Raw genomic sequence first — 26,994 nt, 5'->3', positions numbered from 1 at the left:
GTGGTGCCCGGGCTATTTGATACCCGAGCCTGCTACGCCCTGAATGATGTACTTCTGGGCGAAGATGTAGAGGGCAAGCATCGGAATGATGCTCACCACTGAGCCGGCCATCATGACGTCCCACTGAGTGGTGAACTGCCCTTGGAGGGACGCCAGGGCGAGCGGCAAGGTCTTGAGCTCGTCTGAGCGCAGGATGACGAGTGGCCATAGGAACGCGTTCCAGCTGCTCATGAAGGCGAAGATGCCGAACGTGGCCATAGCGGGACGGACGTTGGGCATGACGATCTGCGCGAAGGTGCGCAGGTGGCCAGCGCCGTCAAGCATCGCCGCCTCGTCGAGCTCGCGCGGCACCGTGGACATGGCCTGGCGGAGCAGGAAGACGCCAAAGGCGCTCGCCATGGAAGGCAGGATCACTCCCAAGTAGCTGTCGACCAGGCCGAGCGACTTCATCTGGTCGAACAACGGAACCAGGAGCACCTGCATCGGGATCATCATGGTCGCCAGGTACAGGGCGAACGCGATGCGCTTGCCGGGGAACTGGAACCTGCTGAACGCGTAAGCGGCCAGGGCAGAGGTGGTGACCTGGATGACGGTCACGGCGATCGCAAGCCCCACGGAGTTGACGACGGAGCGACCGAAGGTGGTCGAAGAGAACAGGGTGCGGTACGCCTCGAAGGAGGGGTCCTCAGGGATGAGGCTCGGGGTGGCGGACAGTCCAGCGCCGGAGGTGACGGAGGTAATGACGGTCCAGACAAACGGGAACACCATCGCGATCGCCCCGACCGTCAGGACGGTCGCGAGGATCCAGTTGCGCTTCGACCTAGGCATAGTTCACCCACTTGCGTTCGCCGCGGATCTGGATCAGCGTGATGAGCAGGATCACGGCGAAGAGCAGCATGGACAGCGCCGATGCCATGCCAGCTTGGCCGTAGCGGAACGTGAGGTCGTAGACCCGCTCGACCACTACCTCGGAGGAGCCATTCGGACCGCCGCCCGTCATCGCGTACACCTGGTCAAAGACCTGGAAGCCGTTGATGAGGGAGATGATCACGACGAAGAAGATCTGTGGCGATAGCAGCGGCAGCGTGACGGATCGCAGTCTGCTGAACCAGCCGACGCCGTCAAGAGTGGCCGCCTCTTGGACGTCCGTAGGGATGGTTTGCAGGCCGGCGAGCAAGAGCACCATCACGTAGCCGAGGTCCTTCCACGCCGAAGCGAGAATGATGGACGGCATCGACCATGCGGGGTCCGTCCACCAGCCAGGCCCGTCGATGCCAACGTTCGCCAAGACGGTATTGACGACGCCGACGGAGGGGTTGAGCAGCCAGCGCCACACGATAGCGACGGCGATCCAGGAGGTGACGACGGGCAAGAAGTACACGCCGCGCAACAGGTTGCGGCCCTTGAAGGCGCGGTTGAGGCCGAGCGCTAGCGCGAGGCCGCCCACAAAGGTCAGCGGCAGCGTCCCTGCGACGTAGTACATCGTGTGGCCGAACACGACGAGGGTGTCCTTGTCGGTGAATAGCTCTTGATAGTTGCTGAGGCCGGTCCACTCCATCGGGCTGATGAGGTTCCACGTGTGGAGGCTCGCCCACGCCGCCCTGAACATGGGAACGACGACGAAGGCGACAAGCGGGATCGCTGACGGGGCGAGGAACAGGTACGCGATCGTGGTGGTCTTCGCGCGGCGAGCGCGCGCGGTGGGGCCAGCCTTGCGCGCGTCCCGTGGCCCGGCGGCGGGGGAGAGCGCCGACGCTGTGGTCGCGGTGCCGACGGTCGCGCCGCGGTTCACGAGGGATCACCCGCCGCCGAATCGATGAGGCGAGCGCGAACCAGCCTTCCCTGCTCGCCAGAAACGCCGTCGGCGTCGAAAGGCGTTGACAGGACGAGGGAGGCGGCGCCTTGTGCCCAGCGGTCGTCCTGCCAGCCCTCCACGGCGACCTCGATGCCGCGCTTGCGAGGCATCACGGAGGCGCGTAGCGCAGGCTCAAAGCCCATGGACCAGTGCTTCCACGACTCGGCGCCCTCGCCAAGGATGACGATCAACTCTGGGTCGAGAGTGTTGACCACGCCGGCGATAGCGCGACCCAACAGGTGGCCCGCCTCGGCGAAGATGCGCTGAGCCCCCTGGTCCCCGCCGCTGGCGACTGTCGCGAGCGCGGCGATACCGGCGTCGGCGCCAATCACGCCTTCGCGACGCGCCGCCTCGATCAGCGCTGACTGGCCGATGATCGCTTCGAGGCAACCAAGGGCGCCACATTGGCACCTTGGTCCGTTCTCTGCCATCGGAAGGTGACCGATCTCCCCAGCGTTTCCAGAGTGCCCCCTGACCACCGCGCCTCCAGCGACAATTCCCGCGCCGATGCCGGTTCCGATGGTGACCACGAGGAAGTTCTCGTGCCCACGGCCGGTGCCGAAGAGCGTTTCGGCGAGGGCGAGTGCGTTGACGTTGTTGTCAATCAGGACCGGCAGGCCCGTGGCGTTGCGCAGCGCGAGTCCTAGCGGAAGTTGGCTCCAGCCCAGTTGAGTCGAGTCGACAACGCCTTCGCTTTGTTCAAGGACGTTTCCCGGCAGGCCGACGCCGACGCCGAGCAGGTTGGCATGCGTCGCGCGAGAGCAGAAGGTGCTGACGGCGCTCGCGAGTTGGGCGAGCGCCATCGTGTCTGTCGCGTCGAATTGTTCCGTCGCTGTGCGGGTCACTGCGCCGCCGAGGCCCACCTCCACGAGGGTGAGGTGATCGGGAGCGACCTTGACTCCAATGGCGCCAAAGCTGCCTGCCGTGAGGCCGAGCAGTTGAGCTGGCCGTCCGCCGCGGGAAGGGCTGTGCTCGAGTTCGGTGAGGAGTCCGTCGCCGAGGAGGTCGCGCGTGAGCTTAGTGATGAGGGCGGGGGAGAGGCCCAGTCCGCGAGCTAGATCGGCGCGTGACGTCGCGCCATGCGCACCGATGTGAGCGAGGATGGCCGCCCTGTTGGTGTCGGTGCGGACCGAGGAAGTCGCCACGGTTGAACTCCTTTGTTTACAACTAAAGGAAAACTACAACTAAGTGGGAGCGGGTGTCAATCCTTGTGTCGTGCGAGCGTCGCAATGCCGCTTCTGGGCCGGTCATCAGTCATGATGGTGAGGTGAGCAGCGAAGACCTGGAGAACTACGAGACCGAGGCCGAGTTGGCCCTGTACCGCGAGTACAGGGACGTGGTCGGTTTGTTCCGCTACGTAGTCGAGACGGAGCGTCGCTTCTACTTGGCGAACAAGGTCGATCTGCAAGTGCGCTCGGCGGGGGCGGACATCTACTTCGAGGTCACGATGGCCGATGCGTGGGTATGGGATGTGTACCGCTCCGCAAGGCTGGTCAAGAACGTACGCGTGGTGACGTTCAAGGACGTCAATGTCGAAGAGCTCGACCACGACGACGCGATGCCAGACATCCGGCAGTTGCGCGGCGGGCGCTAGCTCCGAAGTCTCGTCGTCCCCAGGGCGGCGGCCCGCCTCGTCTCCCCAGTTTTCGCCGACGCCTCTGCGCGCCTTTGCCTCCGAACGCCACTGTTGCCGTGGAGGTCACGGATGGCAGCGAAAGACGCAGTGGGCAGGCACGGCGAGAGGGTGGTGGCCGACAGGCTGGCCGCTCTCGGTTGGGACGTTCTCGAGCGCAATTGGCGCTGCTCGCTTGGGGAACTGGACATCATTGCTGTCGACAGCGACTGCATCGTGGCCGTCGAGGTCAAGACCAGGCGCACCGCCACGTTTGGCTCTCCGCTCGAGGCGGTGACGCCGGTCAAACTCGCGCGACTGCGGAAGCTCCTCGCGGCGTGGCTAGCCTCCCAGCCACGCACTTTTGCGCAGATGCGCATCGACGTGGTGGGCGTGACGCTGCCCGGCGCTGGCGCCGCACGCCTTGAACACGTGCGGGGCGCGGCATGATCGGCCGGACCCGATCGGTGGTGCTGACTGGGGTGCGCGGCCACGTGATAGACGTCGAGGCGCACCTCGCGGCATCCTTGCCAGCCTTCACGCTCGTGGGGCTGCCCGATGCGTCCTTGCATGAGGCCCGCGATCGGGTCCGGGCCGCGGTCGCCTCTTCTGCTCTCGCGTGGCCGCAGCGCCGGATCACCGTGAATCTGTCACCAGCGTCCCTGCCCAAGTCCGGCTCGGTCACCGACCTCGCGATCGCCGTGGCGGTGATGGCGGCTGCGGGCATGATCGTTCCGGCCTCGGCCGCTCGGGCGGTACACCTCGGCGAACTCAGCCTCGACGGCCAAGTGCGGCCCGTCCGTGGCGTGCTTCCATCCGTGATCGCCGCCGTTGAAGCAGGTTGCCCGCACGTGGTGGTGCCCAGTGCCAACGCCGACGAAGCGAGCCTGGTCCCTGGGGCAGAGGTGATCGCTGTCGACTCCCTTGCGCAGCTCGCTGCGCTGTACGGCAATGACGACGCCCGGCCGATGGCGCGCGGGCCAGCGGCGGTCAAACCGGTCGAGGCCACGCCATCGTCGAGTGCCGTTGACCTCGCTGACGTGCGCGGCCAGACCGATGCGCGCTGGGCCCTCGAGGTGGCGGCGGCTGGCGGTCACCACTTGCTGATGGTCGGACCGCCAGGGGCTGGCAAAACGATGCTCGCCTCGCGCCTGCCAGGGATTCTGCCGAATATGGCTGCCGCTGACGCTTTGGCGGCCACCTCGATCCACTCGGTCGCCGGTACCCTCGACGCGTCGATGGGGCTGCTCACGAGGCCCCCGTTCGAGGCGCCACACCACTCGGCCTCCGCGGCCGCGATTGTGGGCGGCGGCGCGCGGCTTGCCAGGCCAGGCGCGATCTCTCGAGCGCACGGGGGAGTGCTGTTTCTCGATGAGGCTCCTGAGTTCCCTTCGGCCGTCCTTCAGACGCTGCGCCAGCCGCTCGAGAGCGGCGAAGTCGTCTTGCACCGGGCCTACGGTGCGACGCGCTATCCCGCTCGCTTCCAATTGGTGCTCGCAGCCAACCCCTGCCCGTGCGGGCACTACTTCGGAGGGGGAGGCAAATGCTCGTGCACGCCGATGGCTCGCCGGCGCTACTTCGCGAGACTCAGCGGGCCGCTCCTCGACAGGATCGACCTTCAAGTCGAGGTACTCCCTGTACGCAGGGCACCATCATTGCCTGGAGAAGACTCCGCGTCAGTCGCCGTTCGAGTCGACGAAGCGCGCCAGCGCGCGCGACGTCGGTGGACCGATGTGCCGTGGTCGGGTAACGCGCAAGTTCCAAGCCGGTGGCTGAGGGAGAACACACCGCAGTCTTCCGCCGCGGTGGCCCAGGCGGCGATGGAGCGCGGGAGGCTCTCTGCTCGTGGTGCCGACAGGGCCCTTCGCGTGGCGTGGACGCTCGCCGACCTTGAAAGGGTCTCTGCGCCAACGAGCGACCACGTGGCGAGGGCCATGATGCTGCGATCAAGGGACGGTGGCCAATGACCCTCGACGCGCGCGACGCACTGATCGCGTGGAGTGCGATCGCGGAGCCAGGGGACGCGGTGGCCGGCGCGCTCGTCGAATCGTGGGGACCAGGCGCGGCCCTCGAGTGGGTCATCCAGGGTTGCGACCGGCTTGCGAGCGAGGCAGCGCGGTTGGCCGAGAGTGCTGGGCCAGAACTCGCTCGTTCGGCGGCCCGCGCACACGAGCGGTGGGCCGCGCGACTCGACAGGCGAGATGAGCCTCACGAGCGTCGTGCACGCGCCGTCGGGGCTCGTGTGGTGACTCGAGAAGACGCGGAGTGGCCTGGGGTGCTCGGGAGTCTTGGGCAGGTTCAGCCGTTCGCGCTGTACGTGCGCGGCGACGCGTCGATTGAAGGCGCGTGGGAGGCCTCCGTCGCCGTTGTCGGCTCGCGTTCGGCCACCTCGTATGGCTCATACATGGCCGGGGAGATCGCTGGTGGCGTCGCCGACGCAGGCCGCGCCGTCGTGTCGGGTGGCGCCTACGGGATCGACGCCGCAGCACACCGCGCCGCGCTCTCCCAACAGGGCCTGACGATCGCCGTGATGGCGGGCGGAATCGACCGCCTCTACCCGGCAGGCAATGACGAACTTCTGAAGGAGATTGTGGGATCGGGTGCGGTTGTCAGCGAGGTGCCGCCTGGCTTCGCCCCTCATCGCTCGCGATTCTTGAGCAGAAACAGGCTCATCGCTTGCGCGAGCGTGACCGTCGTCGTCGAGGCAGCGCACCGATCGGGGGCGTTGAGCACCGCGCGCCACGCAGCCGAGTTGGTGCGTCCGGTCGCTGCAGTGCCTGGCCCCGTCACGTCTGCCTCCTCGGCTGGCTGCCACGCACTGATCAGGGATGGCGTCGCGGTGCTCGTGACCGACGCATCGGAGGTGCTTGAGCTCGCCGCATCGCTAACAGAGGTTGCCGTGGACGTTGGCGCTCCGGCGCTCCCTTCGCAGAGCGGGCCACTCGAGTTCGGTTCTCTGGGGGAGCGGCGGATGTTCGACGCGTTGACGAGGAGGGCCAAGGCGAGTGACGCGGCGGCGGCTGCTGCTGGAATGACCTCCGACGATGCGAGGGCCGCACTCGGTGCGCTCGAAATGACGGGCCTGGCGGAGCGGCACCGCGGTGGATGGCGGCGGGCATAACGTCACCGGCGGGAGCGCAAAGTAGGACATAACACCGCAAAAGACCCCAGAAACTCGTGATCGATGTGACGAATGTGACACACGGGGTTGATTTGACGCGAGTGACGGTGCCACAGTGAGCCCATGGCAGCCAACGCGCGCACCGTGAGGGAGCGGTACTCGGCGGCGCTGCGCCACGGCCAGGGAGTCTCCGCCCACACGGTCAGGGCCTATCTTGGCGATCTCGATCACTTCGCCGCCCACCTGGAACTCGACGACGATTCGGCGTGGGGCGACGTGCAACTCGCTGACATCCGCGCCTGGTTGGCCCACATGGCCCAGGACGGCAAGAGCAGAAGCACCATTGCTAGGCGAGGTGCCGCCATCCGCACGTTTTTTGCGTGGGCGCACCGGACGGGCGTCACGGAGCACAACCCTGCGCTTCGGCTCGCCTCCGCTCGGCAGGCAAGCACGCTTCCCGAGGTTCTTGGAGTGGAGGATGCAAGCCTGCTCCTCGACGTTGCGCACGTGCGAGCGGACAGCGGCGATCCCCTCGATCTGCGTGACTGGGCCATGGCAGAACTCTTGTACGCGACAGGAATCCGCGTCGGGGAACTCGCGGGAGTAGACATCGCGGACATCGACCTCGCAGAACTGACAGTGAGGGTCGTGGGAAAGGGCGACAAGGAACGGGTGATTCCGTTCGGAGTCCCTGCGATGCGTGCCCTGACTGCATGGCTGGATGCGGGACGCCCCGCCTGCTCTCCACGCGACACGCGAGCAGTCTTCGTGGGGCGCAGGGGTGGCCGCGTCGACCAGCGTCAGGTGCGAGCGACTATTCACACCTTGGCGAAGCTCGCAGGCGTTCCCGATATCGCGCCGCACGCACTGCGACACACCACGGCAACCCACTTGCTGCAAGGGGGGTCCGATTTGCGCACCGTACAAGAGGTGTTGGGCCACTCCTCGCTCACGACCACGCAGCGCTATACCCACGTGACGGCTGATCGCCTTCGCAGTGCCTACCAACTCGCTCATCCGAGGGCCTGAGGGGAAAGACCATGACCACGCAAGAAGCAGACCTCGACACGCTTGTCGTCGTCCATCCGATGGCGGCTACCTGGGAAGTGCTGGCCACGGGAGACGCGGCAGCCCGCCTCGACGCACGCGATCAACTCATCACGCACTACGCCCCCCTCGTGACGCAGATCGCGACCCGCATGATCGGCCGACTGCCTGACTCGGTCGAACTCGCCGACCTCGTCTCCTATGGAATGTTCGGGCTGATCGATGCCATCGAGAAGTTCGAGGTGGGCAGAGGCTTCAAGTTCGAGACCTATGCGGCGACGAGGGTGCGCGGCTCGATCATCGACGAGTTGCGCGCCGCCGACTGGGTGCCGAGGTCCGTGCGATCGAAGGCGCGGGCGGTAGAGACGGCTACCCGCAACCTCGAACAACACTTGCTACGCCAGGTGACCGACAGCGACGTGGCAGAAGAACTGGGGTGGGCCACGTCGGAGGTACGTACGGTGCGTGCGCAGGTCGCGCTCAGCCACATCGGCGCCCTCGACTCACTCGGCGTGGGCGACGACACCACCTCGATCGAGAACGTCGCGGCGCTCGCGGTTCCAGGGGCGTCGTCGTCCGTCGAGGTGAGGGAAGCCCACGCCCTCCTCGCGACAGCAGTGCAGGGCGTTCGAGACCGCGAGCAGCAGGTACTCCACTTGTACTACTACGAGAACCTGACTCTCGCTCAGATCGGCCAGATCCTTGGCGTGACGGAGTCTCGGGTCTCCCAGATCCACTCGGCTGCCGTCAAGAAACTGCGCGAAAGCCTCGAGCAGACGGGCGCCTTTGCCTAGAGCGACCTCTAGCCCGCGCCGCCTTGCCTGAGAAGTACCTCTAGCCCGCGCCAGCGAGCGGGAGCAGTTGGATCCGTCCGAAACCGCGCACGTAGTCGAGCGGATCGACGTAGCGACCGTCGCGCCGCAGGCCCCAGTGCACGCACGTGTCTGGCGCACAATGACCTGGCGCGGCCGCGACGGTGCCGATAGGGGTGCCCGTCTCGACGGCGTCTCCGACAGCGACAGTCGGATCCACCGGCTCGAAAGACGAGACGAACCCTCCTTGGTGCCGAACGGACACGATGGGTCTGTCGACCACGATTCCAACGAAGGACACCTCCCCGGCGCCAGGCGCACCGACCGGTTCGCCCACCGACGCGACGAGGTCGATGCCGCGATGCCCCGGCAGCCAATCGTGCTGAGGCAAAGAGGCAAGGTGGGTCACGGTGAACGGCTCGACCGGTGGATTGAGCAGCGGTGCGGTGGTGCGCTCGCTCGTCGCTTCAGGGGAACCAGTGACGGGCGCGGTCGCGGGCCCAGTGGCGGTGGCCGACGCGGGCGCGGCCCCTAGCACGGCGAGAGTCAAGGAGAAGGAGACGGCCGCCCGGCGTAAACTCGAGTGCGGTAGAGGCATGACCTCAGTCAATGACGCGCCGGGCTGGCGCGCCATGTGGCGCAACGGTCTCGGGGACTTCGCTCGCTTGCCCGACCTGGGTACGACGCCAAGAGTGGGCCGAATCGGCTACCATAGTCCCGCACCTTCATGCCGAAGGTGACGACGCGCGCCATTCGCCCTGTCACATCGTCAAGCCGATGAGTCAAGGCGCCGGGACAGCGATGGTCCGGGGAAACCCGGTGCTGAACCGCGTTGGTGCTAGGGGCCACCTGCTTCAAGGCGGCCATCAACCGAAAACTCGGAGCGGGCTCGCCCGCTCCCCACACACATGCGCGCTCACCGCGCGCGGAATAAGGATCTGCCATGGCAGTCGTCACGATGCGCGAAATGCTGGACGCCGGTGTGCACTTTGGACACCAGACCAGCCGCTGGAACCCCAAGATGAAGCGATTCATCCTCACCGAGCGCAACGGCAACTACATCATTGACCTGCAGCAGTCGCTTGCGAAGATCGATGCCGCGTATGAGTTCGTACGCGAAACCGTCGCTCACGGTGGCACGGTGCTGTTCGTCGGCACCAAGCGTCAGGCGCAGTCGACCATCGCCGAGCAGGCGGCCCGCGTCGGCATGCCCTACGTGAACGAGCGTTGGCTCGGCGGCATGCTGACCAACTTCCAGACGGTTAGCAAGCGCGTCGCGCGCCTCAAGGAACTTGAAGAGGTCGACTTCGACGACGTCGCCGGCTCCGGTCACACCAAGAAGGAACTGTTGATCCTTCGTCGTGAGAAGGACAAGTTGTCCAAGGTTCTTAGTGGCATCCGCGACATGTCCAAGACGCCTTCCATCGTGTGGATTGTCGACACGAACAAGGAGCACCTCGCGGTTGACGAGGCCAAGAAGCTTGGCATCCCGATCGTCGGCATCCTCGACTCCAACTGCGACCCCGACTCGGTGCAGTACGGCATCCCCGGTAACGACGACGCGATCCGCTCTGTCGGCCTGCTGACCCGTGTGATCTCCGACGCGATTGCCGAGGGCATCAAGCAGCGCCACGCCGTCAAGGCTGGCGACGGAGCCGAGCCCACCGCAGCAACAGAGCCTCTCGCCGAGTGGGAGCAGGAACTGCTCGATGGAGCGGAAAAGGCCGAGGAGAAGACCGCTGACGCCCCGACCGAAGGCGTCTCCGACACGGACATCGTCGCCAAGACGGCACAGCCGATCATGGACGAGGCAGAGACCTCCGAAGTCCTGGCCGCTGTCGACGGAGACGACACCACGGCCCAGACCGTCAAGCCCGCTCAGAAGAAGGCCGCCGAAGGCGTGCCAGCGCCCGCCGCTGCCAAGAAGGCAGCAGCGGCCGCCGACAAGGCAGCGAAGAACCCTGAGGCTGAAGAAGCAGTGAGCACCGACGCCGACAAGAAGCCTGCGGCCGAGAACGTTCCTGACACCGAGAAGAAGGCTGCTGCCAAGCCGGCCACCAAGAAGCCTGCGGCTGCCAAAGCCGACGAGAAGTAAGGATCGACATGGCGAACTACACCGTTGCCGACATCCAGACCCTGCGTGAGCGCACTGGCGCTGGAATGCTCGACGTGAAGAAGGCGCTCGACGAAGCTGACGGCAACCTCGACGCCGCCGTTGACGTCTTGCGCATCAAGGGCCTCAAGGGCGTGAGCAAGCGCGAAGGGCGTTCGGCCTCAGAGGGCTTGGTCGCCACCCACATCGCAGAGGGCGGTGCTGGCCAGGTGGGGACACTCATCGAGATCAACTCCGAGACAGACTTCGTCGCCAAGAACGACAAGTTCGTGTCGCTGGCGGACGCCGTGCTGAAGGCCGTCGTCGACGCTGGCGCAGCCGACCTTGATGCCGCTCTTGCGGCTCCGATCGATGGCAAGACCGTCAAGGAGTTCGTAGACGAGAACGCTGGCGTGCTTGGCGAGAAGATCGTGCTGCGTCGCGTGGCACGCATCGAAGCTCCCGTGGTCGTTGACTATCTCCACAAGACCAACAAGGACCTTCCCGCGCAGGTCGGCGTCTTGGTCGGCTCTGACGCGAAGGCTGGCGACGTGGCACGCGACATTGCGATGCACATCGCTGCGTACTCGCCGCTCTACTTGACGCGCGACGAGGTTCCCGGCGACGTCGTGGACAACGAGCGCCGTGTCGCGGAAGAGACCTCGCGGAACGAGGGCAAGCCGGAGGCGGCTCTGCCTAAGATCGTCGAGGGCCGCATGAACGGCTTCTACAAGGAGAACGTGCTTGTTGAGCAGGCATTTGCCAAGGACCCCAAGACCACGGTCGGTAAGGTCGTTGAGGCAGCGGGCGGCGAGGTAGTCGCCTTCGCCCGTTTCCGTGTGGGAGCCTAAGACTCAACACAGCCAACAGCCCGTACGCCGCGAGGAGGTTCTGATGCCCGATGTCACCGATGAGTCGGGCTCCGTCCCTCCCGCGGCGCGGCGCGTTCTGCTGAAGCTCTCTGGCGAGATGTTCGGTGGCGGCGCAGTCGGTCTCGACCCGATCGTCGTGCGACGTGTTGCAGAAGAGATCGCTGTCGCGGTGCGCGAGGGTGTAGAAGTCGCCATCGTCGTCGGCGGCGGAAACTTCTTCCGTGGCGCAGAGCTGAGCGCCTCCGGCATGGAACGGGCGCGCGCCGACTACATGGGCATGTTGGGCACGGTGATGAACGCTCTCGCGCTCCAGGACTTCTTGGAGCAAGCGGGTGTCGCCACGCGTGTGCAGACGGCCATCACCATGGGTCAAGTCGCCGAGCCCTACATCCCATTGCGCGCGATTAGGCACCTGCAAAAGGGCCGCGTCGTGATTTTTGCAGCCGGTGCGGGCATGCCGTACTTCTCGACCGACACCGTGTCGGTGCAAAGGGCGCTCGAGACCGGTTGCACTGAAGTGATTGTGGGCAAGAACGGCGTGGACGCCGTGTACTCGGCCGACCCGCGTCAGGACGCCAACGCAGTGCGACTTGAGCACGTGACCTACCGGGACGCGCTCCAACAGCGTTTGAACGTTCTGGATTCTGCGGCGTTTAGCCTAGGGATGGAGAACGGTCTGCCGATGGTGGTGTTCGGGCTTGAAGAGCCTGGCAATGTCACGCGGGCGCTGACCGGTGAGAGAATTGGCACGCTGGTCACCCCCTAGGGTCGCCGGCCGGAAGGAATACACGTGATTGACGAGATCCTCCTTGACGCTGAGGAGAACATGGACAACGCGGTGGAAGTCGCGAAGGACAACATGGCTGGCATTCGCACTGGTCATGCCTCGACCGCCATGTTCGCCAACATCGCCGTCGAGTACTACGGGGCGCCCACGCCGCTGCAGCAGTTGGCGTCGATCACGATTCCCGAGCCGCGCACGGTGGTGATTGGTCCCTACGACGCCACGTCAAAGAAGGACATCGAGTCGGCTCTGCGCAAGTCCGACCTCGGAGTGAACCCGTCAGATGATGGTCAGGTGTTGCGCATCAACATGCCGGCGCTCACGGAGGAACGGCGTCGCGATTACGTCAAGCTCGCCAAGCAGCGTGCGGAAGACTCGCGGGTGACCGTTCGCAACATGCGCCGCAAGGCGAAGGACCAGATCGACGCCGCCGTCAAAGACGGAGACATCGGCGAGGATGAGGGCTCTCGCGCAGAGAAGGAACTTGACTCCTTGACCAAGAAGCACGTTGATGCGATCGACGCTCTGCTTGCCCACAAGGAGAGCGAGCTGCTCGAGGTCTGATGGCTCGCGACGACGCCGAGTCCACGCTTCCCGCAGGCGAGGAGAACTCGAATGCAGAGGCGGGTCCGACGCGTCCCGGTAAGCGGCAACGCGCGGCCGACCTCTTTTCTTCACACCGTTACCGTGCCCTGCAACTGAATGCCTTCGAGCGGCGAAAGGGCGGTGGGGTGCCAGAGGTGTCCGACTACGCACCCGGTGACGACGCCATCGATCCGCCGCTGACGTCGGACGCGCCGGCAGCGCGAGCAGCGCGAGAGGTCGTTCCTGGAACAGTTCATGACGACTACGGCAGCATGCTCGCGCCCGTCCCCTTCTTGCCAGGCGAGCTCGAGGCTGACACTGTCGGCGAGGATGCCGACGGCGCCAGGGACGAGTTCGCTCGCGACGGGTGGACTGTGGCAGAGGCAGGATCGGAGCAAACGGGCTCGGTGGACGACGTCGTCGACGGCTACTCGACCGAGGTGCTCGAGGGTTCTGCTTATGCCCCGCAACACGAAGCCGCCTTCCAAGACGACTCTGCAGGCGTCATCCCCGACGTCGCGCCCGTCGCGGCCTCACGGAACTTCGTCGTGGCGACCGGCGTCGGCCTGTTGCTCTTCGCCGTGACACTGGTGTCAGCGTGGTACCACCCGGTCGCCTTCGCCGTGCTGCTGTACGGCTTCTGCATCGCCGCGGTGATCGAATGGAAGAGGGCGCTTGAGAGGCATGGGCGCCGGGTGCCTATTGTTCCGCTCATCGCGGCGACGATGGGGCTAGGGATCGCCACGCATTACGCGAAACCAGAAGGCCTCGTCGTGGCGCTGCTGGTGGGTTGTGCAGGGATCGTGGCGTGGCGCATCGGCGATGAACGGGTCGAGAACACCCTGGCAGATTCCCTCGCCGGCGTCTTGACCCTGTTGTGGGTGCCCTTCCTTGCGTCGTTCCTTTACTTGCTAGAGCTTGCCGACGACGGCTGGCAGCGCGTCTTCATCGTGGTGCTCGCGGTCGTGGGCAATGACACGGGCGCTCTCGTCTCGGGTATGTGGCTCGGCAGACACAAGCTTCTCGAGCGCGTGAGCCCAGCCAAGACATGGGAGGGCGCCATCGGAGGGGTACTTCTTGGCACCCTCGTCGCGTCCGGCGCCGCGTGGTACTTCTTTGAAGGGCGCTGGTACATCGGCGCCGCGGTGGGTGCAGCGTCGGCTGTTGCCGCCGTCATCGGTGACCTCGCCGAGAGCTCGCTCAAGCGCGACATTCGGGTCAAGGACATGTCGCATGCGCTGCCGGGTCATGGCGGAATCCTCGACAGGATCGACTCGCTGCTGTTTGCCGCCCCGGTGGGCTACGTCGTGTTCGCGATCTTCCTTGGCACCCTAGGCGGTGGCGGACTGTGACGGGCGAACCGACCGTGCCGGTCATCCAAATGGCAGCGCCCAAGCGCGGGAAGCCTCCCGCCCACTTCGCCGATCTCGTACCTGAAGAGCGCACCGCTGCCGTCAAGGAGCTGGGGCAGCCTGCCTTCAGGGCGTCGCAGCTGACTACGCACTACTTCACGCACCTCACCGTCGACCCCGACGAGATGAGCGACTTGCCAGCGGCCGCCCGCGACACGATGGCGGCGTCACTGTTCCCTCCCCTCATGACACAGGTGCGCACTCTTGAGGCCGACAAGGGCGCCACGGTCAAGACGCTGTGGAGCCTTCACGACGGCGTCAAGGTCGAATCGGTCCTGATGAAGTACCCCGGCCGCGCGACGCTCTGCGTCACAAGTCAAGCGGGATGCGGGATGGCTTGCCCGTTCTGCGCGACGGGCCAAATGGGATTGACCCGCAACTTGTCCACCGCCGAGATCGTCGAGCAGGTCCGTCTTGCGGCGAGAGCCGCACGGGATGGCGCGCTTGGCGAGGAGGTGCGGCTGTCGAACGTCGTCTTCATGGGTATGGGCGAGCCGCTCGCGAACTATAAGGCAGTGCTCGCCACCGTGCGTGCGCTCGTGGCACCACAGCCTCAAGGCTTCGGCCTGTCAGCCCGCCATGTGACCGTCTCGACCGTCGGTCTTGTTCCCGCGATGGACCGTCTCACGAGGGAAGGCATCCCCGTCACGCTTGCGCTGTCCCTCCACGCGCCAGACGACGAACTTCGCAGCGAACTGGTGCCAATCAACACCCGCTGGAGCGTGGACGAGGCACTCGACGCTGCGCGGCGCTACTTCGACGCCACCGGCAGGCGCGTGAGCATCGAGTACGCGCTGATCAGAGACATCAACGATCAAGCTCACCGCGCTGACCTGTTGGGTCGAAAGCTCCTCGCGCGTGGCACCGGTTGGGTCCACGTCAACCCCATCCCGCTGAACCCCACCCCTGGTAGCAAGTGGACGGCGTCCGACCCCAAGGTCGAACAGGCTTTCGTCGACACGCTCGCCGCTCACGGAATACCCGTCACCATCCGCGATACTCGTGGCAGTGATATCGATGGTGCATGCGGCCAGTTGGCCATCAAGGAGGACACATGAGGGACCTGTTTCCGCACGCCGGATTCTTGCGGACCGGGTACCACCGCGGCCAGGTGGACGAGTTCTTTGACAAGGCGCGCAGTGCTTACGAGCGGCCGATGCTCGACGACGGCGGGCTCACGGCCCTCGACGTGCGTCGCGCCGCCTTTGACCTGAAGCGCGGAGGCTACAAGACCGCTGCCGTCGACGGCGCACTCGACAGGCTCGAGGCAGCCTTCGCCACCAGGGCGCGTGAGCAGTATGTCCGTGCCAACGGCCAAGACGCCTGGATGGGCCAGCTCGCGCAACGCGCGCAAGTGCTGTACCCGCGTTTGCGCCGCCCCAAAGGCCAGCGCTTCCGCCCTCCTGTCAAGTCCCGCCACGGTTACGATGCTCGCGAGGTCGACGAACTGATCGAGAGGCTCATCGCCTTCTTCGACGCGGGCGCAAGCCTCACGGCCGAGGATCTTCGCCACGTCACATTCAAGCGCCGCGGCAAACGAGGCGCCTATGACGAACCTACGGTTGACGCCTTCTTGGCCCGCGCGGTCGATGTCTTGATGGGTGTTCAGTGACCCTGAGAACTGTGGCGCTGCTGGGATCGACAGGTTCCATCGGCACTCAGGCGCTCGACGTGATCGGGCGCAATCCTGACCGCTTTGAAGTCACCGCGCTTGCCGCTGGCGGCAGTGATCCTGCGGCGCTCGCGGCCCAGGTTGCCGCCACGCGGCCGGGGATGGTCGCAGTGGCCGACGCTGGCGCAGTCGCCGACGTGCGGGACGCGATGGCCGCGGCGGGCGTCTCCGATATCCAGGTGGTGGGAGGGCCGCAGGCCGTCGTGGAAGTGGCAGGCTATGGAGCCGACGTGGTGCTCAACGGCATCACGGGTTCCGTGGGGTTGCGCCCGAGTCTCGCCGCACTGGAGGCTGGCTCTTCGCTCGCGCTCGCCAACAAGGAGTCGCTCGTGGCGGGCGGTGCGTTGGTGAAGGCTGCGTTGAAGCGTCCCGATCAGATAGTGCCGGTCGACTCCGAGCATTCTGCGCTCGCGCAGGCCATGCGCGGCGGCGCGCGCTCAGAGGTGAAGCGGCTCGTGCTCACGGCCTCTGGGGGTGCGTTCAGGGGCCTCAGCCGCGCCGAACTGGCCGGGGTCACGGTCCAGCGGGCGCTCAAGCACCCCAATTGGGACATGGGGCCCGTCGTGACCATCAACTCGGCGAGCCTCGTCAACAAGGCGCTCGAGGTCATCGAGGCACACTGGCTCTTCGACATGCCCTACAGCCAGATCGACGTGGTGATTCACCCGCAATCGATCGTCCACTCGATGGTTGAGTTCGTCGATGGCTCCACGATCGCGCAGGCCTCGCCGCCCGACATGAGGCTACCGATCGCCTGGGGCCTCGGCTGGCCCGACCGCGTCCCCGAGGCGGCGCCCGGACTGGACTGGACCACCGCGTCGGCGTGGCACTTCGAGCCGGTAGATGACGAGGCCTTTCCCGCGATAGCCCTCGCCCGTAGCGCTGCGGCGGAATCCGACCTCCATCCCGCCGTCTTCAACGCGGCCAACGAGCAGTGCGTCGCGGCCTTCGTGGCTGGCAGACTGCCTTTTCTGGCGATTGTCGACACCGTTCGCGCGGTGGTCGAGGAGTACGTGTGGCCCGGCGAGGTGTCGCTCGATGCCGTCGATGCCGCCGAGTCTTGGGCTCGTGCGAGAGCCGACGCCCTCATCGCTGCCAGGTAGTGCTCTCGCTGGCTTACAGTGGTGCCATGCTCCAGGTGCTCTTCATCGTGCTGTTCGCGGTCGGTCTCATGCTTTCGATCGCCCTCCACGAACTGGGCCACCTCATCCCTGCCAAGCGCTTCGGCGTCAAGGTCAGCGAGTACTTCGTCGGTTTCGGCTCGACCTTGTTCTCTCGCCAGCGAGGCGAAACCACCTACGGCATCAAGGCCTTCCCTCTAGGTGGGTACGTGCGCTTGGTGGGCATGGTGCCGCCGGGGGACGCGGTCAAGCCCGTCAAGGTGCGCGGCTGGATGCGTGACCTCATCGATGACGCGAGGACCGCCTCAGAGGCAGAGATCGGTGCGGACCGAGACCGCGCCTTCTACCGCTTGTCGTGGTGGAAGAAGGCGATCGTCATGGCGGGCGGGCCCGTGGTGAACCTTGTGCTCGCCGCGCTGCTCTTCACGGTCGTCTTCTCGGGAATCGGGTCCCACGTGCAGACGCTGACCGTGCGCGACACGGTGGCTTGCGTCCCGCCAGCAGGCACCGTCGACTGCGCGCCCGGAGATGAGGAGTCTCCAGCGGTGACCGCTGGGATCCAGCCGGGCGATGTCTTTGTCGCGGTTGACGGTATCCCTACCGAGTCCTGGGCCGACGTCGCAGACTACGTCTCCCAGCGACCAGGCGAGCCCGTCGAACTGACCATGAGCAGGGGCGGCGAAACCGTGGAACTGTCGCTCACGCCAGCGCCACGACAGGTAGTTGCTGGAGACGGCTCTGCGGCGGTCGACACCGTCGGATACATGGGCGTGTACTCGCAGACGCAGCGCGAGCGGCAGCCGCTCACATCGGGCATCGAAGTGACGGGCGACTATATCGCTCAGACAGCGGTCGTGATCACGCAGTTGCCACAGCAGTTGTGGCACATCTCGCGAGCGGCGCTCCGTCTCGAGGAGAGGTCTCAAGAGTCGGTGATGGGTCTGGTCGGCGTCGGCCGGGTGGCCGGAGACGTCGGCGCGAACGACAACGAGGGCGTGACCAACCTCGACAAGGTCGCGCAACTGCTGTTGCTACTCGGCGGCCTGAACCTCGCTCTGTTCGTTTTCAACATGATTCCGCTGGTCCCGCTCGATGGTGGCCACATCGCGTCGGCATTCTGGCAGGCCATCAAGAACGCGTGGGCGCGCTCCCGACACCTTGCCCACCCAGCTCCTGTCGACGTGGCCCGCATGATGCCTCTGGCCTATTCGGTGTTCGGAGTGCTCATCGTGATGAGCCTGGTTCTGGTCTTCGCTGACATCGTCGCTCCGGTGCGTCTCACGTAGCGCCTGGAATGAAGTTGCCCCGCGGTTTGTGATACTAGAACCATGACGTCAATCGGACTCGGAATGCCGGCAATGCCTGCGCCCACCCTCGCGCCGCGCCGCAAGACCCGCAAAATCAAAGTCGGCGACCTCTACGTGGGTGGGGACGCGCCGATCTCAGTGCAGTCGATGACGACCACCAAGACAGAGGACATCAACTCCACGCTCCAGCAAATTGCCGAGCTCACCGCGTCTGGTTGCGACATCGTGCGGGTGGCCTGTCCGACGCAGGACGACGCCGACGCGCTGCCCGCCATCGCGAAGAAGTCGAATATCCCCGTCATAGCCGACATCCACTTTCAACCCAAGTACGTCTTTGCGGCGATCGAAGCAGGCTGTGCCGCGGTACGTGTGAACCCTGGCAACATCAAGAAGTTCGACGACCAGGTGAAGGAAATCGCTCAAGCAGCGAAAGATCACGGGACGTCGATTCGGATCGGCGTGAACGCAGGATCCCTCGACCCGCGGCTGCTCAAGAAGTACGGCAAGGCCACACCAGAAGCCCTCGTGGAGTCGGCGGTATGGGAAGCGAGCCTGTTCGAGGAGCATGACTTCCACGACTTCAAGATCTCGGTCAAGCACAACGACCCCGTCGTGATGGTGCGCGCCTACGAGATGCTGTCGGAACGCGGCGACTGGCCCTTGCACCTCGGCGTCACCGAGGCAGGCCCCGCATTCCAGGGCACGATCAAGTCAGCCACCGCCTTTGGAGCGCTGCTGAGTAAGGGCATCGGCGACACCATTCGCGTGTCTCTGTCCGCACCCCCAGTTGAAGAGGTGAAGGTGGGCATTCAGATCCTCCAGAGCCTCAACCTGCGCCCGCGCAAACTCGAGATCGTCTCGTGCCCATCGTGCGGACGCGCGCAAGTGGACGTCTACGAACTTGCGGAAAAGGTGACGGCAGGGCTCGAAGGCATGGAGGTGCCGCTGCGCGTCGCCGTCATGGGCTGCGTGGTGAATGGTCCGGGCGAGGCACGAGAAGCAGACCTCGGAGTCGCCTCGGGGAACGGCAAGGGCCAAATCTTTGTGAAGGGGGAGGTCATCAAGACCGTCCCTGAGAAAGACATTGTCGAGGTACTCATTGAAGAGGCCATGAAGATCGCAGCCACGATGGAACCTGTTGAGGGCGGTGCACCTCAGGTGGTTACGGCGGGATGACCGACTCGCTGTTGCGCAGGGGCCAGTATTCGCTGGCTCCAGCGCAACGCCGCGATGTCGGCGCCGCACGAGAACTGTGCGCGACGGACCCCGTCGCGAACGTGGTGCCGGCGATGCACCTCGAGACCGCAGTGCGTGCAGGAATCGTGCCGACGGGCCTGTGGGTAGTGAGGCGGCGCGGGCGCATCTCGTCGGACCTTGCGGGCGTGCTGTGGTCAGGGGCTAACCTGACGGCCGTTCTTCCGACGGCCGAGGAGCACAAAGACGACGCCAGGGCGGAAGTCGCCGCGGCCGTCGTCGGTCGTCTGAGCAGGCCAGCGGCGCTGGTCGGCGAGGCGGAACTGACGCTCGACCTCTGGGGAAGAATCGAGCAGTGGTGGGGGCCAGCCAGACAGTTGCGGCCTAGCCAGGTCTCGATGGTGATGCGCCGAGACCCCGAGCCCGTCAAGGAACCCTTAGGGGAGGGCGAGCCGCTGCGGCGAGCGTCCATGGCCGATTACCCGCAACTCCTACCGGCCGCAGCACACATGTTTCTTGGCGAGGTGGGATATGACCCTCTCGAGCATGGCCGGGAGGCGTATGAAGAGCGTTTGGCGCACCTCATTAGGGCCGGCCGCAGTTACGTCATGTTCGGCGATGTGGGAGGCAAGCGCGACATCGTCTTCAAGGCAGAGGTGGGCGTCGTCGGCGGGGGAGTGGCACAGATCCAGGGAGTGTGGGTGCAACCGAGCCTGAGGGGGAAAGGCTACGGAAGTGTCGGCATGTCCCAGCTCGTCGAGCGCGTGCGCAAGGACCACGCACCTGCGGTCTCGCTCTACGTCAACGACTTCAATGAGGCGGCCATCGGTGCCTACGAGTCCGCGGGCTTCGAACGCGTTGGCACTTTTGCCACCGTGATGTTTTGAGGACCTCCGTAGGCTGAAGGAATGCGTGGAGTACTCGCCGCAGTGAACCTGGCGCCCATCGGCGTCGCGTTGGTGGCGCTCATCGCGCTCGTTTCTTGCGCCCCAGAACCCGGGCCGCCTGAGCGACGCCTCATCGAGCCTCCCGCGCCGGTGGTCGAGGAGGTGAGCGCCGATCCTTCCGTCAGCGTGCCGTCGGCGGCGCCCGAGGTGACCGTCGCGCACGACTACACAAGCGCGTCGTCGATCACCGTGGTCGTGACAAAGCGTCGGCCTCTCTCGCCGCTGTCATACGTCCCCGCTGAGCTCGTGACACTGAGCGGTGTGCCCGGTGGGGCCGATCAGCAGATGCAGGCTGAGGCTGCTGACGCAATGACGGAGATGTCCGCCGCCGCTACAGAAGCAGGGGTTCCCTTTCGCATCAACACCGCCTATCGCGACTTCGAGTTCCAGCAGTACCTGTACCAGCGCGAGGTGAGGGAATCAGGCGTCGCCACGGCGGATCGCTTGGTTGCTAGGCCCGGGCACTCGGAACATCAGACGGGACTGGCCGCGGATCTCTACGACACCCCCGCCAATCTCTTGAGGGCGAGCTTTGGTGCCTCCGGAGCAGGGACCTGGATCCGTGAGCACGCGCATGAGTACGGGTTCATCGTCAGCTACCCCGATGGTGCCCAGGCGGTGACGGGCTATGTCTATGAGCCGTGGCATGTCCGGTATGTGGGCAAGGAGGTCGCGATGGACATGCATGAGTCAGGCGTGGCGACGCTGCAGGAGTACTTCGGTGTGGAGGCGTCTCCCGATCACGGCTAAGTGCCGATTGCCGCATCGAGGAAGCCGACGACGCGCTCTCGCCACTGCTCGGGAGCCGTCGCGAGGCCGCCGGTGTGGCGCGCGTTCTCGACAGCCCAGGTCTCAACTCGACTGTTGCCTTTCGCGATCCATGCCGCTGCCGCCGCCTCGTCAGGCACGGTGCCAGCAGTGATGAGCAGCACTGGGACGTCACTGGCCCCAGCCGAGCTGCGCAGAGTGCGCGGCTGCGGCGCCTCGGTGAGCCATCTCACGAGGACATCTCGCTCGGCATCCATCCCGCGCTGTAGCCAGCCGAGCGGATGGCGGGGCAGCCAACCGGACTTGTCTTGCGCGGTGCGTTGTGTAGCGCCCTCCGCCACCACGACCTTGACACGCGGGTCCTGCCCGGCTGCCCCGAGCGACTCCTCGCCGCCCATGGAGATTCCCACAAGACCGATCCGCTCAGGGTCAACGCCGTCGATCGCTACGAGAGCGTCGATGGCTGCCGAGATGTCGGCCTCGCCCCACCAACCGAGGTCCATCGCCTCGCCGGAGGACTCCCCATGGCCCCTGGCGTCGATGGCGAGCACTCCGTAGCCGGCGTCGGCCAGAACCTCAGCCTGGCGCAACACGTCGTCGCGAGTTGAGCCGGCCCCGTGACTGAGGACCACGGCCGCGCCACTCGTAGTGGGAAAGTACCAACCGGCGAGGGTCACGGTGTCGTCAACGTCGATCGCGACCTCAAGGGCCCCTTCTGGTGCGGGACCCTCCACGTCAGCGTGCGGCGGGTGTGTCGCCCATACGGCGACACCCACTGGCATGGCCGCCACGGCCACCAAGATCGTGCCTGCGATGGCAGCGAGGATCGTCCGCGACCGCCCGCGGACACCCTGCCGTATCAGCCAGACGAGAGTGGCAAGGAGAACCACGATTCCCGCGCCAGCTCCGATGGAACCAACGGTCACCTCGTCGGCCCATCGCGCGGGACCGAGCGCCGCGAGGGCGCCTAGGAGGCTTCCCAGGAGCCAGACAGCGGCGATCCTGCCTAGCCACGTCATCGTGCGCACCATCGTCGTCTCCCATCGCCTCACCACTCCAGGTGATCACCACGCTAGGAGCGCCCACGTGCGGTCACCAGCGACCGAGGTCACGGGCGCGTCGTCGCCGTCGTTCGTGCAACTAGGCTTGGCGTCATGTTGCGCATGTCCACGCTCTTTGTCCGCACGCTCCGTGAAGACCCCGCCGATGCAGAGGTTGCCTCTCATCGCCTCCTGGTGCGCGCGGGCTACATCCGTCGCGCGGCGCCCGGCATCTACACCTGGCTCCCGTTGGGCCTCAAGGTGCTCGCGAAGGTCGAAGCGGTGGTGCGCGAAGAGATGGACGCGGCGGGCGGCCAGGAGGTCCACTTCCCCGCGCTGCTACCGCGTGAGCCGTACGAACTGACGGGGCGGTGGACGGAGTACGGCCCCAACCTGTTCCGCCTGGCGGATCGCAAGGGCGGCGACTACCTCCTGGCGCCTACGCATGAAGAGATGTTCACGCTGCTGGTCAAGGATCTGTACTCGTCGTACAAGGACTTGCCTCTCACGATCTACCAAATTCAGACGAAGTACCGAGACGAGGCCAGGCCGCGCGCGGGGCTGCTGCGCGGCCGCGAGTTCATCATGAAGGACTCGTACAGCTTCGACATCGATGACGAGGGTCTTGAGCGGTCGTACCAGATCCAGCGCGAGGCGTACATCAGGATCTTTGAGCGCCTTGGCATCGAGTACGTGATCGTGCAGGCCCAGTCGGGCGCGATGGGAGGCTCTCAGTCGGAGGAGTTCCTGTCGCCCACCGAAGTCGGAGAGGACACGTACGTGCGCTCTCCCGGCGGCTACGCGGCAAACGTCGAAGCCGTGACGACGCCGGTGCCGCCAGACTTGGACATCGCCGACGCTCCCGCCGCCCACGTCGAGGACACTCCCGATACCCCCACAATCGCGACGCTCGTCGCGGTCGCCAACGCAGCGCACCCGCGCGCGGACAGGGAGTGGACGGCTGCTGACACGCTCAAGAACGTGGTCTTGGCGCTCACCTCTCCCGCTGGCGAGCGTTCGCTGCTGGTTGTCGGGATTCCTGGCGACCGCGAGGCCGACATGACGCGACTTGAGGCCGCACTGTCGCCCGCCGTGGTGGAGCCGGCGAACGATGCCGATTTCGCGGCGCATCCCGAACTGGTCAAGGGCTACATCGGCCCTGGCGCTCTCGGCCCGCAGGCCCGCCCGGCAGGCGTTTCGCGTGGTGACGATGGGGACACGGCGATTCCTTACCTGGTTGACCCGCGTATCGTTCCCGGCACGCGCTGGATCACGGGCGCCGACGCTCCCGGTCGCCACATCTTCGACCTCACGATGGGTCGCGATTTCGTCGCCGACGGCACGATTGAGGGCGCCGAGGTGCGTGCAGGCGACGACGCTCCAGACGGCTCCGGTCCGCTTGAACTCGCGCGTGGCGTAGAGATCGGTCACATCTTCCAGTTGGGCCGCAAGTACGCCGAGGCTCTCGACCTCAAGGTGCTCGACGTCAACGGCAGGCAAGTGACCGTCACGATGGGGTCTTACGGCATCGGTGTGACGCGCGCGGTGGCCTTGATTGCGGAGCGTTATCACGACGAACTGGGCCTCGCGTGGCCCATCCACGTGTCGCCGTACCACGTGCATGTGATGGCCACCGGCAAGGACGACGCGGTGTTCGCGGCGGCTCAAGAGGTGGCTGCGGGTCTTGAGGCGGCTGGCGTGGAGGTCTTGTACGACGATCGGCCCAAGGTGTCGCCTGGGGTGAAGTTCAAGGACGCAGAGCTCTTGGGTGCGCCCTACATCTTGGTGGTTGGCCGTGGGCTCGAGAACGGCACCGTCGAGTTTAAGAACAGGGCGACCGGTGACGCGGCGGAGATTCCCGTCGGCGATGCGGTGACGGCGGTGGCGACGGCGGTACGCGAGGCGCTCGCCGGCTAGAACGACGGCGCACTCGACATCTCACCCGGTCGTCCACCACAAGATCGCGAGCATCGCCAAGGTCGCCAGGGGTACCAATCCCGCCGTCATGACTCGAACCGTGCCGCTCACCTGCACCGTGCCGCTCGCTGGCGCAAGGGGCGCGGTCACCGGGTCGTCGGCGTCGTCTCGTTGCGAGACCAGAAACCACGCCGCGCCGCACGCGAGGAGCGCGAGCGCGAGCGTCATGGGCCACGCAGGCGGCAACTGGAGCGCGTTCGCGGGGAACAGCACGTGCGCGGCCGCGAAGAGCGCAAGAGGTATCAGTGACATCGCCCACGCGGCAACCGGTGAGTGAGCCACGGCGCGCAGCAAGACGTCCATCCAGCGGATCGCGACTGCGACGAACGCGAAGAGCAGCCCGGTGCTGACGAGCGTTCCGATCGAGAACTGCGCGAGAGCGCCCGCGCGCCACGCAGCGAAACTGGGGAGCAAGAGGAGCATTCCTAGCACTTGGACAAGGACGGGCGCGGCTGCCAGGAGGAGCGCGTGCGGTGATGCCTCACTTTCGGTAGCAAGCCCGAGGCTCTTGGCGTACGCGACTGGATCACCAAAGGCTTCCTGGGCTGTCTGGCCGCTGTCCAGGCAGTGCGAGTCGACCTCCGCGAGCGCCGCACCGATGGCGGGTCCGCTCACTCCGAGTAGCCGTAGTTCGAGAAGCATCGCCTCGGCCCAGTCTGGATCGATGTGCGGGGCGACGCTGCGTTCCAGGGCTCGCCGCGACCATTGCCCGTGTGGGTTGGTGCTCATATCGCGTCCTCCGTGGTCGTCGTGTCGATGGCCTTGCGCGTCAGTTGCGTGAAACGGGTCCAGCGAGAGGCGCCGTCGCGCAGCTCGGCGTAGCCGGCTTCCGTCAGCCGGTAGTACTTGCGGCCGGGCCCACCCTCACCCGCGCGCCACTCGACTGACACGAGGCCCGCGGACTCGAAACGGCTTAGCAGGGGGTACAGGGTGCCGCCCTTGACATGCCCCAAGCCGGAGTCTTCGAGGCTCGTTGCGATGGCATATCCGTAGGTGGGGCCTTCGGCGATAGCTCTGAGGACACACAACTCAAGCACTCCGCGCAGCCAGTCCCTCGGCCATGGTTCCTCGTTGGTCACACCTAGAAAGTATCGCGATCTAGATTGGCTGTCTATCTAGGCAGGTTCGGTGCGTGCCCCACGCCATTTCGTGATTGCCCATCTGACGCCCGGACCTTCATGTTGGGGCGGATTTCTACTTGGAGGCGGAACTCTCCCGCGTGTTCTGGCTGATGGCAGAGTTCTCCCGTGCGGCTTCGCTGAACACCGAGTTCTCCTTGGAGGCGGGGTTCTTTGGCGGGGCGGGGTTTTGGCGCAGGACGGAGTTCTCCCCCGGGGCTGCGGGTCCTGTCGCCGCCTGGTCGAGGGTGAGGGCGGCGAGTCCGCCTGGTTGTGGTTGTTGGGTGGGGTCGATGGTGGGTGGGGGGATGAAGAAGGGTTGGCCGTTGTCGATGCGGATGCCCCAGTGTTGGCGGTGGATGTCGTGGTGGCATCTGGTGCACAGCATGATCCCGTTGGAAAGGTCTGTTCGCCCGCCGTGGCGCCACCAGACGATGTGGTGGGCTTCGCAGTGTTCGGGTGGTGCGTGACATTTTGCGCAGCCCCCGTCTCTTTCCAACAATGCGAGGCGTTGGGCTGGGGTGAACATGCGGACCCGGCGGCCTTGGTCCAATACCTCGCTGGCACCGCTGAGGATTTGGGGGATGATCTCTGCGTCGCCGGCCAGGCGCCGTAGTTCACTGACCGAGATGGGTTGGGTGGTGCCATCGATGCTGCCAAGTCCGGTTCCCGAGTTCAGGTCGGACAGTTTCATGCGGACCACCATTGTGGTGCGTACCCCTGAGGTTGTTGTCTCCTGGCAACCCAGGGCGTGGCGGGCGAGGTCATGTAGGGCGTCGGCCCGCATTTGACCTGGAGTGCGCCGGTCACGTTCGGAAGGGTCTTGGTCGCGGCGTCCACGGAACTGGTGGGTGACCATTTGTTCAATGACGGTGCGTATTGGTGCTGCGGTGACGGCGTCGAGCCCGGCGTTGAGGGTGACCATCCCGGTGTGGTCCTCCGACCAGGTGAGGTACCGGTCTTCGTGTTGACGTCTCTCACGGGCCTGGTGTCCTGGCAGGTCGGCCCTGGCGACAGCATGCTCAACCAACCGGCGGACGTCTTTGAGTGTCAACCCGACGGCTTTGGCCACCAGACGGTGCTCCAAGTCGTGAAGCTCCACGGCGGCTAAACGGTCGCTGAGGCGTTCCAGACCGGTGGTGATCACCGCGACCGCATCGGTGGACAACACCCCATCCAGGGCTGCTTGAGCAACAGCAGGAAACCGAGGTGCGGGTGGGGCAAGCACGGGTGTGGTGGAGCTCATCATGGTGGCAGGACCGTCGTCGCCGTCGGGCGCGGCCGCGCTCGATGTGTCGCTCACACCCTCGACCAGGACGGGTTCTGGCAGTAACGCCCTTCCGGCTTCGATGGTCCGCATCGCTCCCGCCGTGGTGCTACCGGTGACGGAAGCGACCATCAACCCTGCGTTACCAAACCCCTGCCGCCTGGCCAATCCACCACCAACCTGATCAGGGGTCGAGCGCCTGGACAGGTCTCCTGCCACCCGGGCCCGCAACGTGTCGGACAAACGGGCGACCGCTACGACCTCGTCCAGCACGGCAAGAAACTCGTCCTCACCCAGTCCGGACACGTCACAGTGCACCAGGTCACGCAACAGTGCGCCCACTTGCTGCACTTGCGCCCGCTCCAGCACCGTCTGGTTGGTCATGACAAAC

27 protein-coding genes are annotated in these 26,994 nt (G+C 65.7%); 19 read left to right on the top strand and 8 right to left on the bottom strand.

Annotation, left to right across the window (positions count from 1 at the left end):
* Positions 1 to 12 precede the first annotated feature (12 nt).
* The 3 genes from LGT36_RS06955 to LGT36_RS06945 are packed head-to-tail and all read right to left on the bottom strand — an operon-like array spanning position 13 to position 3,000.
* Complete coding sequence (locus LGT36_RS06955) at positions 13 to 828, bottom strand: carbohydrate ABC transporter permease (protein ID WP_226097049.1); 816 nt, start codon at positions 826 to 828, stop codon at positions 13 to 15.
* Positions 821 to 1,792 (bottom strand): carbohydrate ABC transporter permease, encoded by a 972-nt coding sequence (locus LGT36_RS06950; RefSeq protein WP_226097048.1) that lies wholly within the window; start codon positions 1,790 to 1,792, stop codon positions 821 to 823. Before LGT36_RS06950 ends, LGT36_RS06955 begins: the two co-directional genes overlap by 8 nt.
* Positions 1,789 to 3,000, bottom strand: coding sequence for an ROK family transcriptional regulator (locus LGT36_RS06945; RefSeq protein WP_226097047.1), 1,212 nt, complete (start codon positions 2,998 to 3,000; stop codon positions 1,789 to 1,791). Before LGT36_RS06945 ends, LGT36_RS06950 begins: the two co-directional genes overlap by 4 nt.
* A 122-nt stretch (positions 3,001 to 3,122) precedes the next feature.
* Here LGT36_RS06945 and LGT36_RS06940 point away from each other — a divergent pair, with 122 nt between their 5' ends.
* The 6 genes from LGT36_RS06940 to LGT36_RS06915 all read left to right on the top strand — a co-directional run bounded on the left by LGT36_RS06940 (position 3,123) and on the right by LGT36_RS06915 (position 8,429).
* Positions 3,123 to 3,449 carry a DUF2469 domain-containing protein gene (locus LGT36_RS06940; RefSeq protein ID WP_226097046.1) on the top strand — a complete coding sequence of 109 codons (327 nt, stop codon included), beginning with the start codon at positions 3,123 to 3,125 and terminating at the stop codon, positions 3,447 to 3,449.
* A gap of 111 nt (positions 3,450 to 3,560) precedes the next feature.
* Positions 3,561 to 3,917 carry a YraN family protein gene (locus LGT36_RS06935; RefSeq protein ID WP_226097045.1) on the top strand — a complete coding sequence of 119 codons (357 nt, stop codon included), beginning with the start codon at positions 3,561 to 3,563 and terminating at the stop codon, positions 3,915 to 3,917.
* Positions 3,914 to 5,434, top strand: a complete 1,521-nt coding sequence (locus tag LGT36_RS06930; protein WP_226097044.1) for a YifB family Mg chelatase-like AAA ATPase — start codon at positions 3,914 to 3,916, stop codon at positions 5,432 to 5,434. The genes LGT36_RS06935 and LGT36_RS06930 overlap by 4 nt, the downstream gene beginning before the upstream one ends.
* Entirely contained in the window at positions 5,431 to 6,588 is a 1,158-nt protein-coding gene (dprA, locus tag LGT36_RS06925; protein ID WP_226097043.1) for a DNA-processing protein DprA, read from the top strand. The genes LGT36_RS06930 and dprA overlap by 4 nt, the downstream gene beginning before the upstream one ends.
* A gap of 123 nt (positions 6,589 to 6,711) precedes the next feature.
* A complete protein-coding gene (locus LGT36_RS06920; RefSeq protein WP_226097042.1) occupies positions 6,712 to 7,617 on the top strand; it encodes a tyrosine recombinase XerC in 906 nt (301 codons plus the stop codon).
* Positions 7,618 to 7,628: 11 nt separating this feature from the next.
* Entirely contained in the window at positions 7,629 to 8,429 is an 801-nt protein-coding gene (locus LGT36_RS06915; RefSeq protein WP_226264622.1) for a FliA/WhiG family RNA polymerase sigma factor, read from the top strand.
* 40 nt (positions 8,430 to 8,469) lie between these two features.
* Here LGT36_RS06915 and LGT36_RS06910 read toward each other — a convergent pair whose 3' ends face one another.
* Positions 8,470 to 9,045 carry a M23 family metallopeptidase gene (locus LGT36_RS06910; protein WP_226096351.1) on the bottom strand — a complete coding sequence of 192 codons (576 nt, stop codon included), beginning with the start codon at positions 9,043 to 9,045 and terminating at the stop codon, positions 8,470 to 8,472.
* A 345-nt stretch (positions 9,046 to 9,390) separates the two neighbouring features.
* Between LGT36_RS06910 and rpsB the strand changes: the two genes are divergently transcribed.
* Genes rpsB through LGT36_RS06850 form a run of 12 tightly spaced genes read left to right on the top strand, consistent with a single transcriptional unit; the run spans position 9,391 to position 21,183 of the window.
* Positions 9,391 to 10,542 carry a 30S ribosomal protein S2 gene (rpsB, locus tag LGT36_RS06905; RefSeq protein WP_226096353.1) on the top strand — a complete coding sequence of 384 codons (1,152 nt, stop codon included), beginning with the start codon at positions 9,391 to 9,393 and terminating at the stop codon, positions 10,540 to 10,542.
* An 8-nt stretch (positions 10,543 to 10,550) separates the two neighbouring features.
* Positions 10,551 to 11,390 (top strand): translation elongation factor Ts, encoded by an 840-nt coding sequence (gene tsf, locus LGT36_RS06900; RefSeq protein ID WP_226096355.1) that lies wholly within the window; start codon positions 10,551 to 10,553, stop codon positions 11,388 to 11,390.
* A 43-nt stretch (positions 11,391 to 11,433) separates the two neighbouring features.
* On the top strand, positions 11,434 to 12,177 hold the full coding sequence (gene pyrH / locus LGT36_RS06895) for a UMP kinase (RefSeq protein WP_226096357.1): 744 nt from the start codon (positions 11,434 to 11,436) through the stop codon (positions 12,175 to 12,177).
* Positions 12,178 to 12,201: 24 nt separating this feature from the next.
* Positions 12,202 to 12,759, top strand: a complete 558-nt coding sequence (gene frr, locus LGT36_RS06890) for a ribosome recycling factor (RefSeq protein ID WP_226096359.1) — start codon at positions 12,202 to 12,204, stop codon at positions 12,757 to 12,759.
* A complete protein-coding gene (locus LGT36_RS06885; protein WP_226096361.1) occupies positions 12,759 to 14,132 on the top strand; it encodes a phosphatidate cytidylyltransferase in 1,374 nt (457 codons plus the stop codon). Before frr ends, LGT36_RS06885 begins: the two co-directional genes overlap by 1 nt.
* Before the next feature lie 29 nt (positions 14,133 to 14,161).
* Positions 14,162 to 15,250, top strand: coding sequence for a 23S rRNA (adenine(2503)-C(2))-methyltransferase RlmN (rlmN, locus tag LGT36_RS06880; protein ID WP_226096363.1), 1,089 nt, complete (start codon positions 14,162 to 14,164; stop codon positions 15,248 to 15,250).
* Positions 15,247 to 15,804, top strand: a complete 558-nt coding sequence (locus tag LGT36_RS06875) for a DivIVA domain-containing protein (protein WP_226096365.1) — start codon at positions 15,247 to 15,249, stop codon at positions 15,802 to 15,804. Before rlmN ends, LGT36_RS06875 begins: the two co-directional genes overlap by 4 nt.
* Entirely contained in the window at positions 15,801 to 16,967 is a 1,167-nt protein-coding gene (dxr, locus tag LGT36_RS06870; protein ID WP_226096367.1) for a 1-deoxy-D-xylulose-5-phosphate reductoisomerase, read from the top strand. Before LGT36_RS06875 ends, dxr begins: the two co-directional genes overlap by 4 nt.
* Before the next feature lie 26 nt (positions 16,968 to 16,993).
* Positions 16,994 to 18,271: an RIP metalloprotease gene (locus LGT36_RS06865; RefSeq protein WP_226096369.1), complete on the top strand. Its 1,278-nt coding sequence runs from the start codon at positions 16,994 to 16,996 to the stop codon at positions 18,269 to 18,271.
* Positions 18,272 to 18,313: 42 nt separating this feature from the next.
* Complete coding sequence (gene ispG / locus LGT36_RS06860; protein WP_226096371.1) at positions 18,314 to 19,468, top strand: flavodoxin-dependent (E)-4-hydroxy-3-methylbut-2-enyl-diphosphate synthase; 1,155 nt, start codon at positions 18,314 to 18,316, stop codon at positions 19,466 to 19,468.
* Complete coding sequence (locus tag LGT36_RS06855; protein WP_226096373.1) at positions 19,465 to 20,373, top strand: GNAT family N-acetyltransferase; 909 nt, start codon at positions 19,465 to 19,467, stop codon at positions 20,371 to 20,373. Before ispG ends, LGT36_RS06855 begins: the two co-directional genes overlap by 4 nt.
* A 21-nt stretch (positions 20,374 to 20,394) precedes the next feature.
* Positions 20,395 to 21,183: a D-alanyl-D-alanine carboxypeptidase family protein gene (locus LGT36_RS06850; protein ID WP_226096374.1), complete on the top strand. Its 789-nt coding sequence runs from the start codon at positions 20,395 to 20,397 to the stop codon at positions 21,181 to 21,183.
* Here the strand turns inward: LGT36_RS06850 and LGT36_RS06845 are convergent.
* Positions 21,180 to 22,232 (bottom strand): alpha/beta hydrolase, encoded by a 1,053-nt coding sequence (locus tag LGT36_RS06845; protein ID WP_226096375.1) that lies wholly within the window; start codon positions 22,230 to 22,232, stop codon positions 21,180 to 21,182. The genes LGT36_RS06850 and LGT36_RS06845 overlap by 4 nt on opposite strands.
* A gap of 132 nt (positions 22,233 to 22,364) precedes the next feature.
* Here LGT36_RS06845 and LGT36_RS06840 point away from each other — a divergent pair, with 132 nt between their 5' ends.
* Positions 22,365 to 24,158 (top strand): proline--tRNA ligase, encoded by a 1,794-nt coding sequence (locus LGT36_RS06840; RefSeq protein ID WP_226096378.1) that lies wholly within the window; start codon positions 22,365 to 22,367, stop codon positions 24,156 to 24,158.
* Between the two features lie 21 nt (positions 24,159 to 24,179).
* On the opposite strand, the gene LGT36_RS06835 is transcribed toward LGT36_RS06840, so the two are convergent.
* The 3 genes from LGT36_RS06835 to LGT36_RS06825 all read right to left on the bottom strand — a co-directional run bounded on the left by LGT36_RS06835 (position 24,180) and on the right by LGT36_RS06825 (position 26,987).
* Positions 24,180 to 24,947, bottom strand: coding sequence for a hypothetical protein (locus LGT36_RS06835; protein WP_226096376.1), 768 nt, complete (start codon positions 24,945 to 24,947; stop codon positions 24,180 to 24,182).
* Positions 24,944 to 25,297 (bottom strand): PadR family transcriptional regulator, encoded by a 354-nt coding sequence (locus LGT36_RS06830; RefSeq protein WP_226096377.1) that lies wholly within the window; start codon positions 25,295 to 25,297, stop codon positions 24,944 to 24,946. The genes LGT36_RS06835 and LGT36_RS06830 overlap by 4 nt, the downstream gene beginning before the upstream one ends.
* Before the next feature lie 115 nt (positions 25,298 to 25,412).
* A complete protein-coding gene (locus LGT36_RS06825) occupies positions 25,413 to 26,987 on the bottom strand; it encodes an HNH endonuclease signature motif containing protein (protein ID WP_248642192.1) in 1,575 nt (524 codons plus the stop codon).
* Between the last annotated feature and the right edge of the window lie 7 nt (positions 26,988 to 26,994).

It is taken from the genome of Demequina sp. TMPB413 (assembly GCF_020447105.2).
Lineage (GTDB): Bacteria > Actinomycetota > Actinomycetes > Actinomycetales > Demequinaceae > Demequina.
Note: the sequence above shows the minus strand (reverse complement) of the source record. Positions and strands in the feature narration are given on the sequence as shown.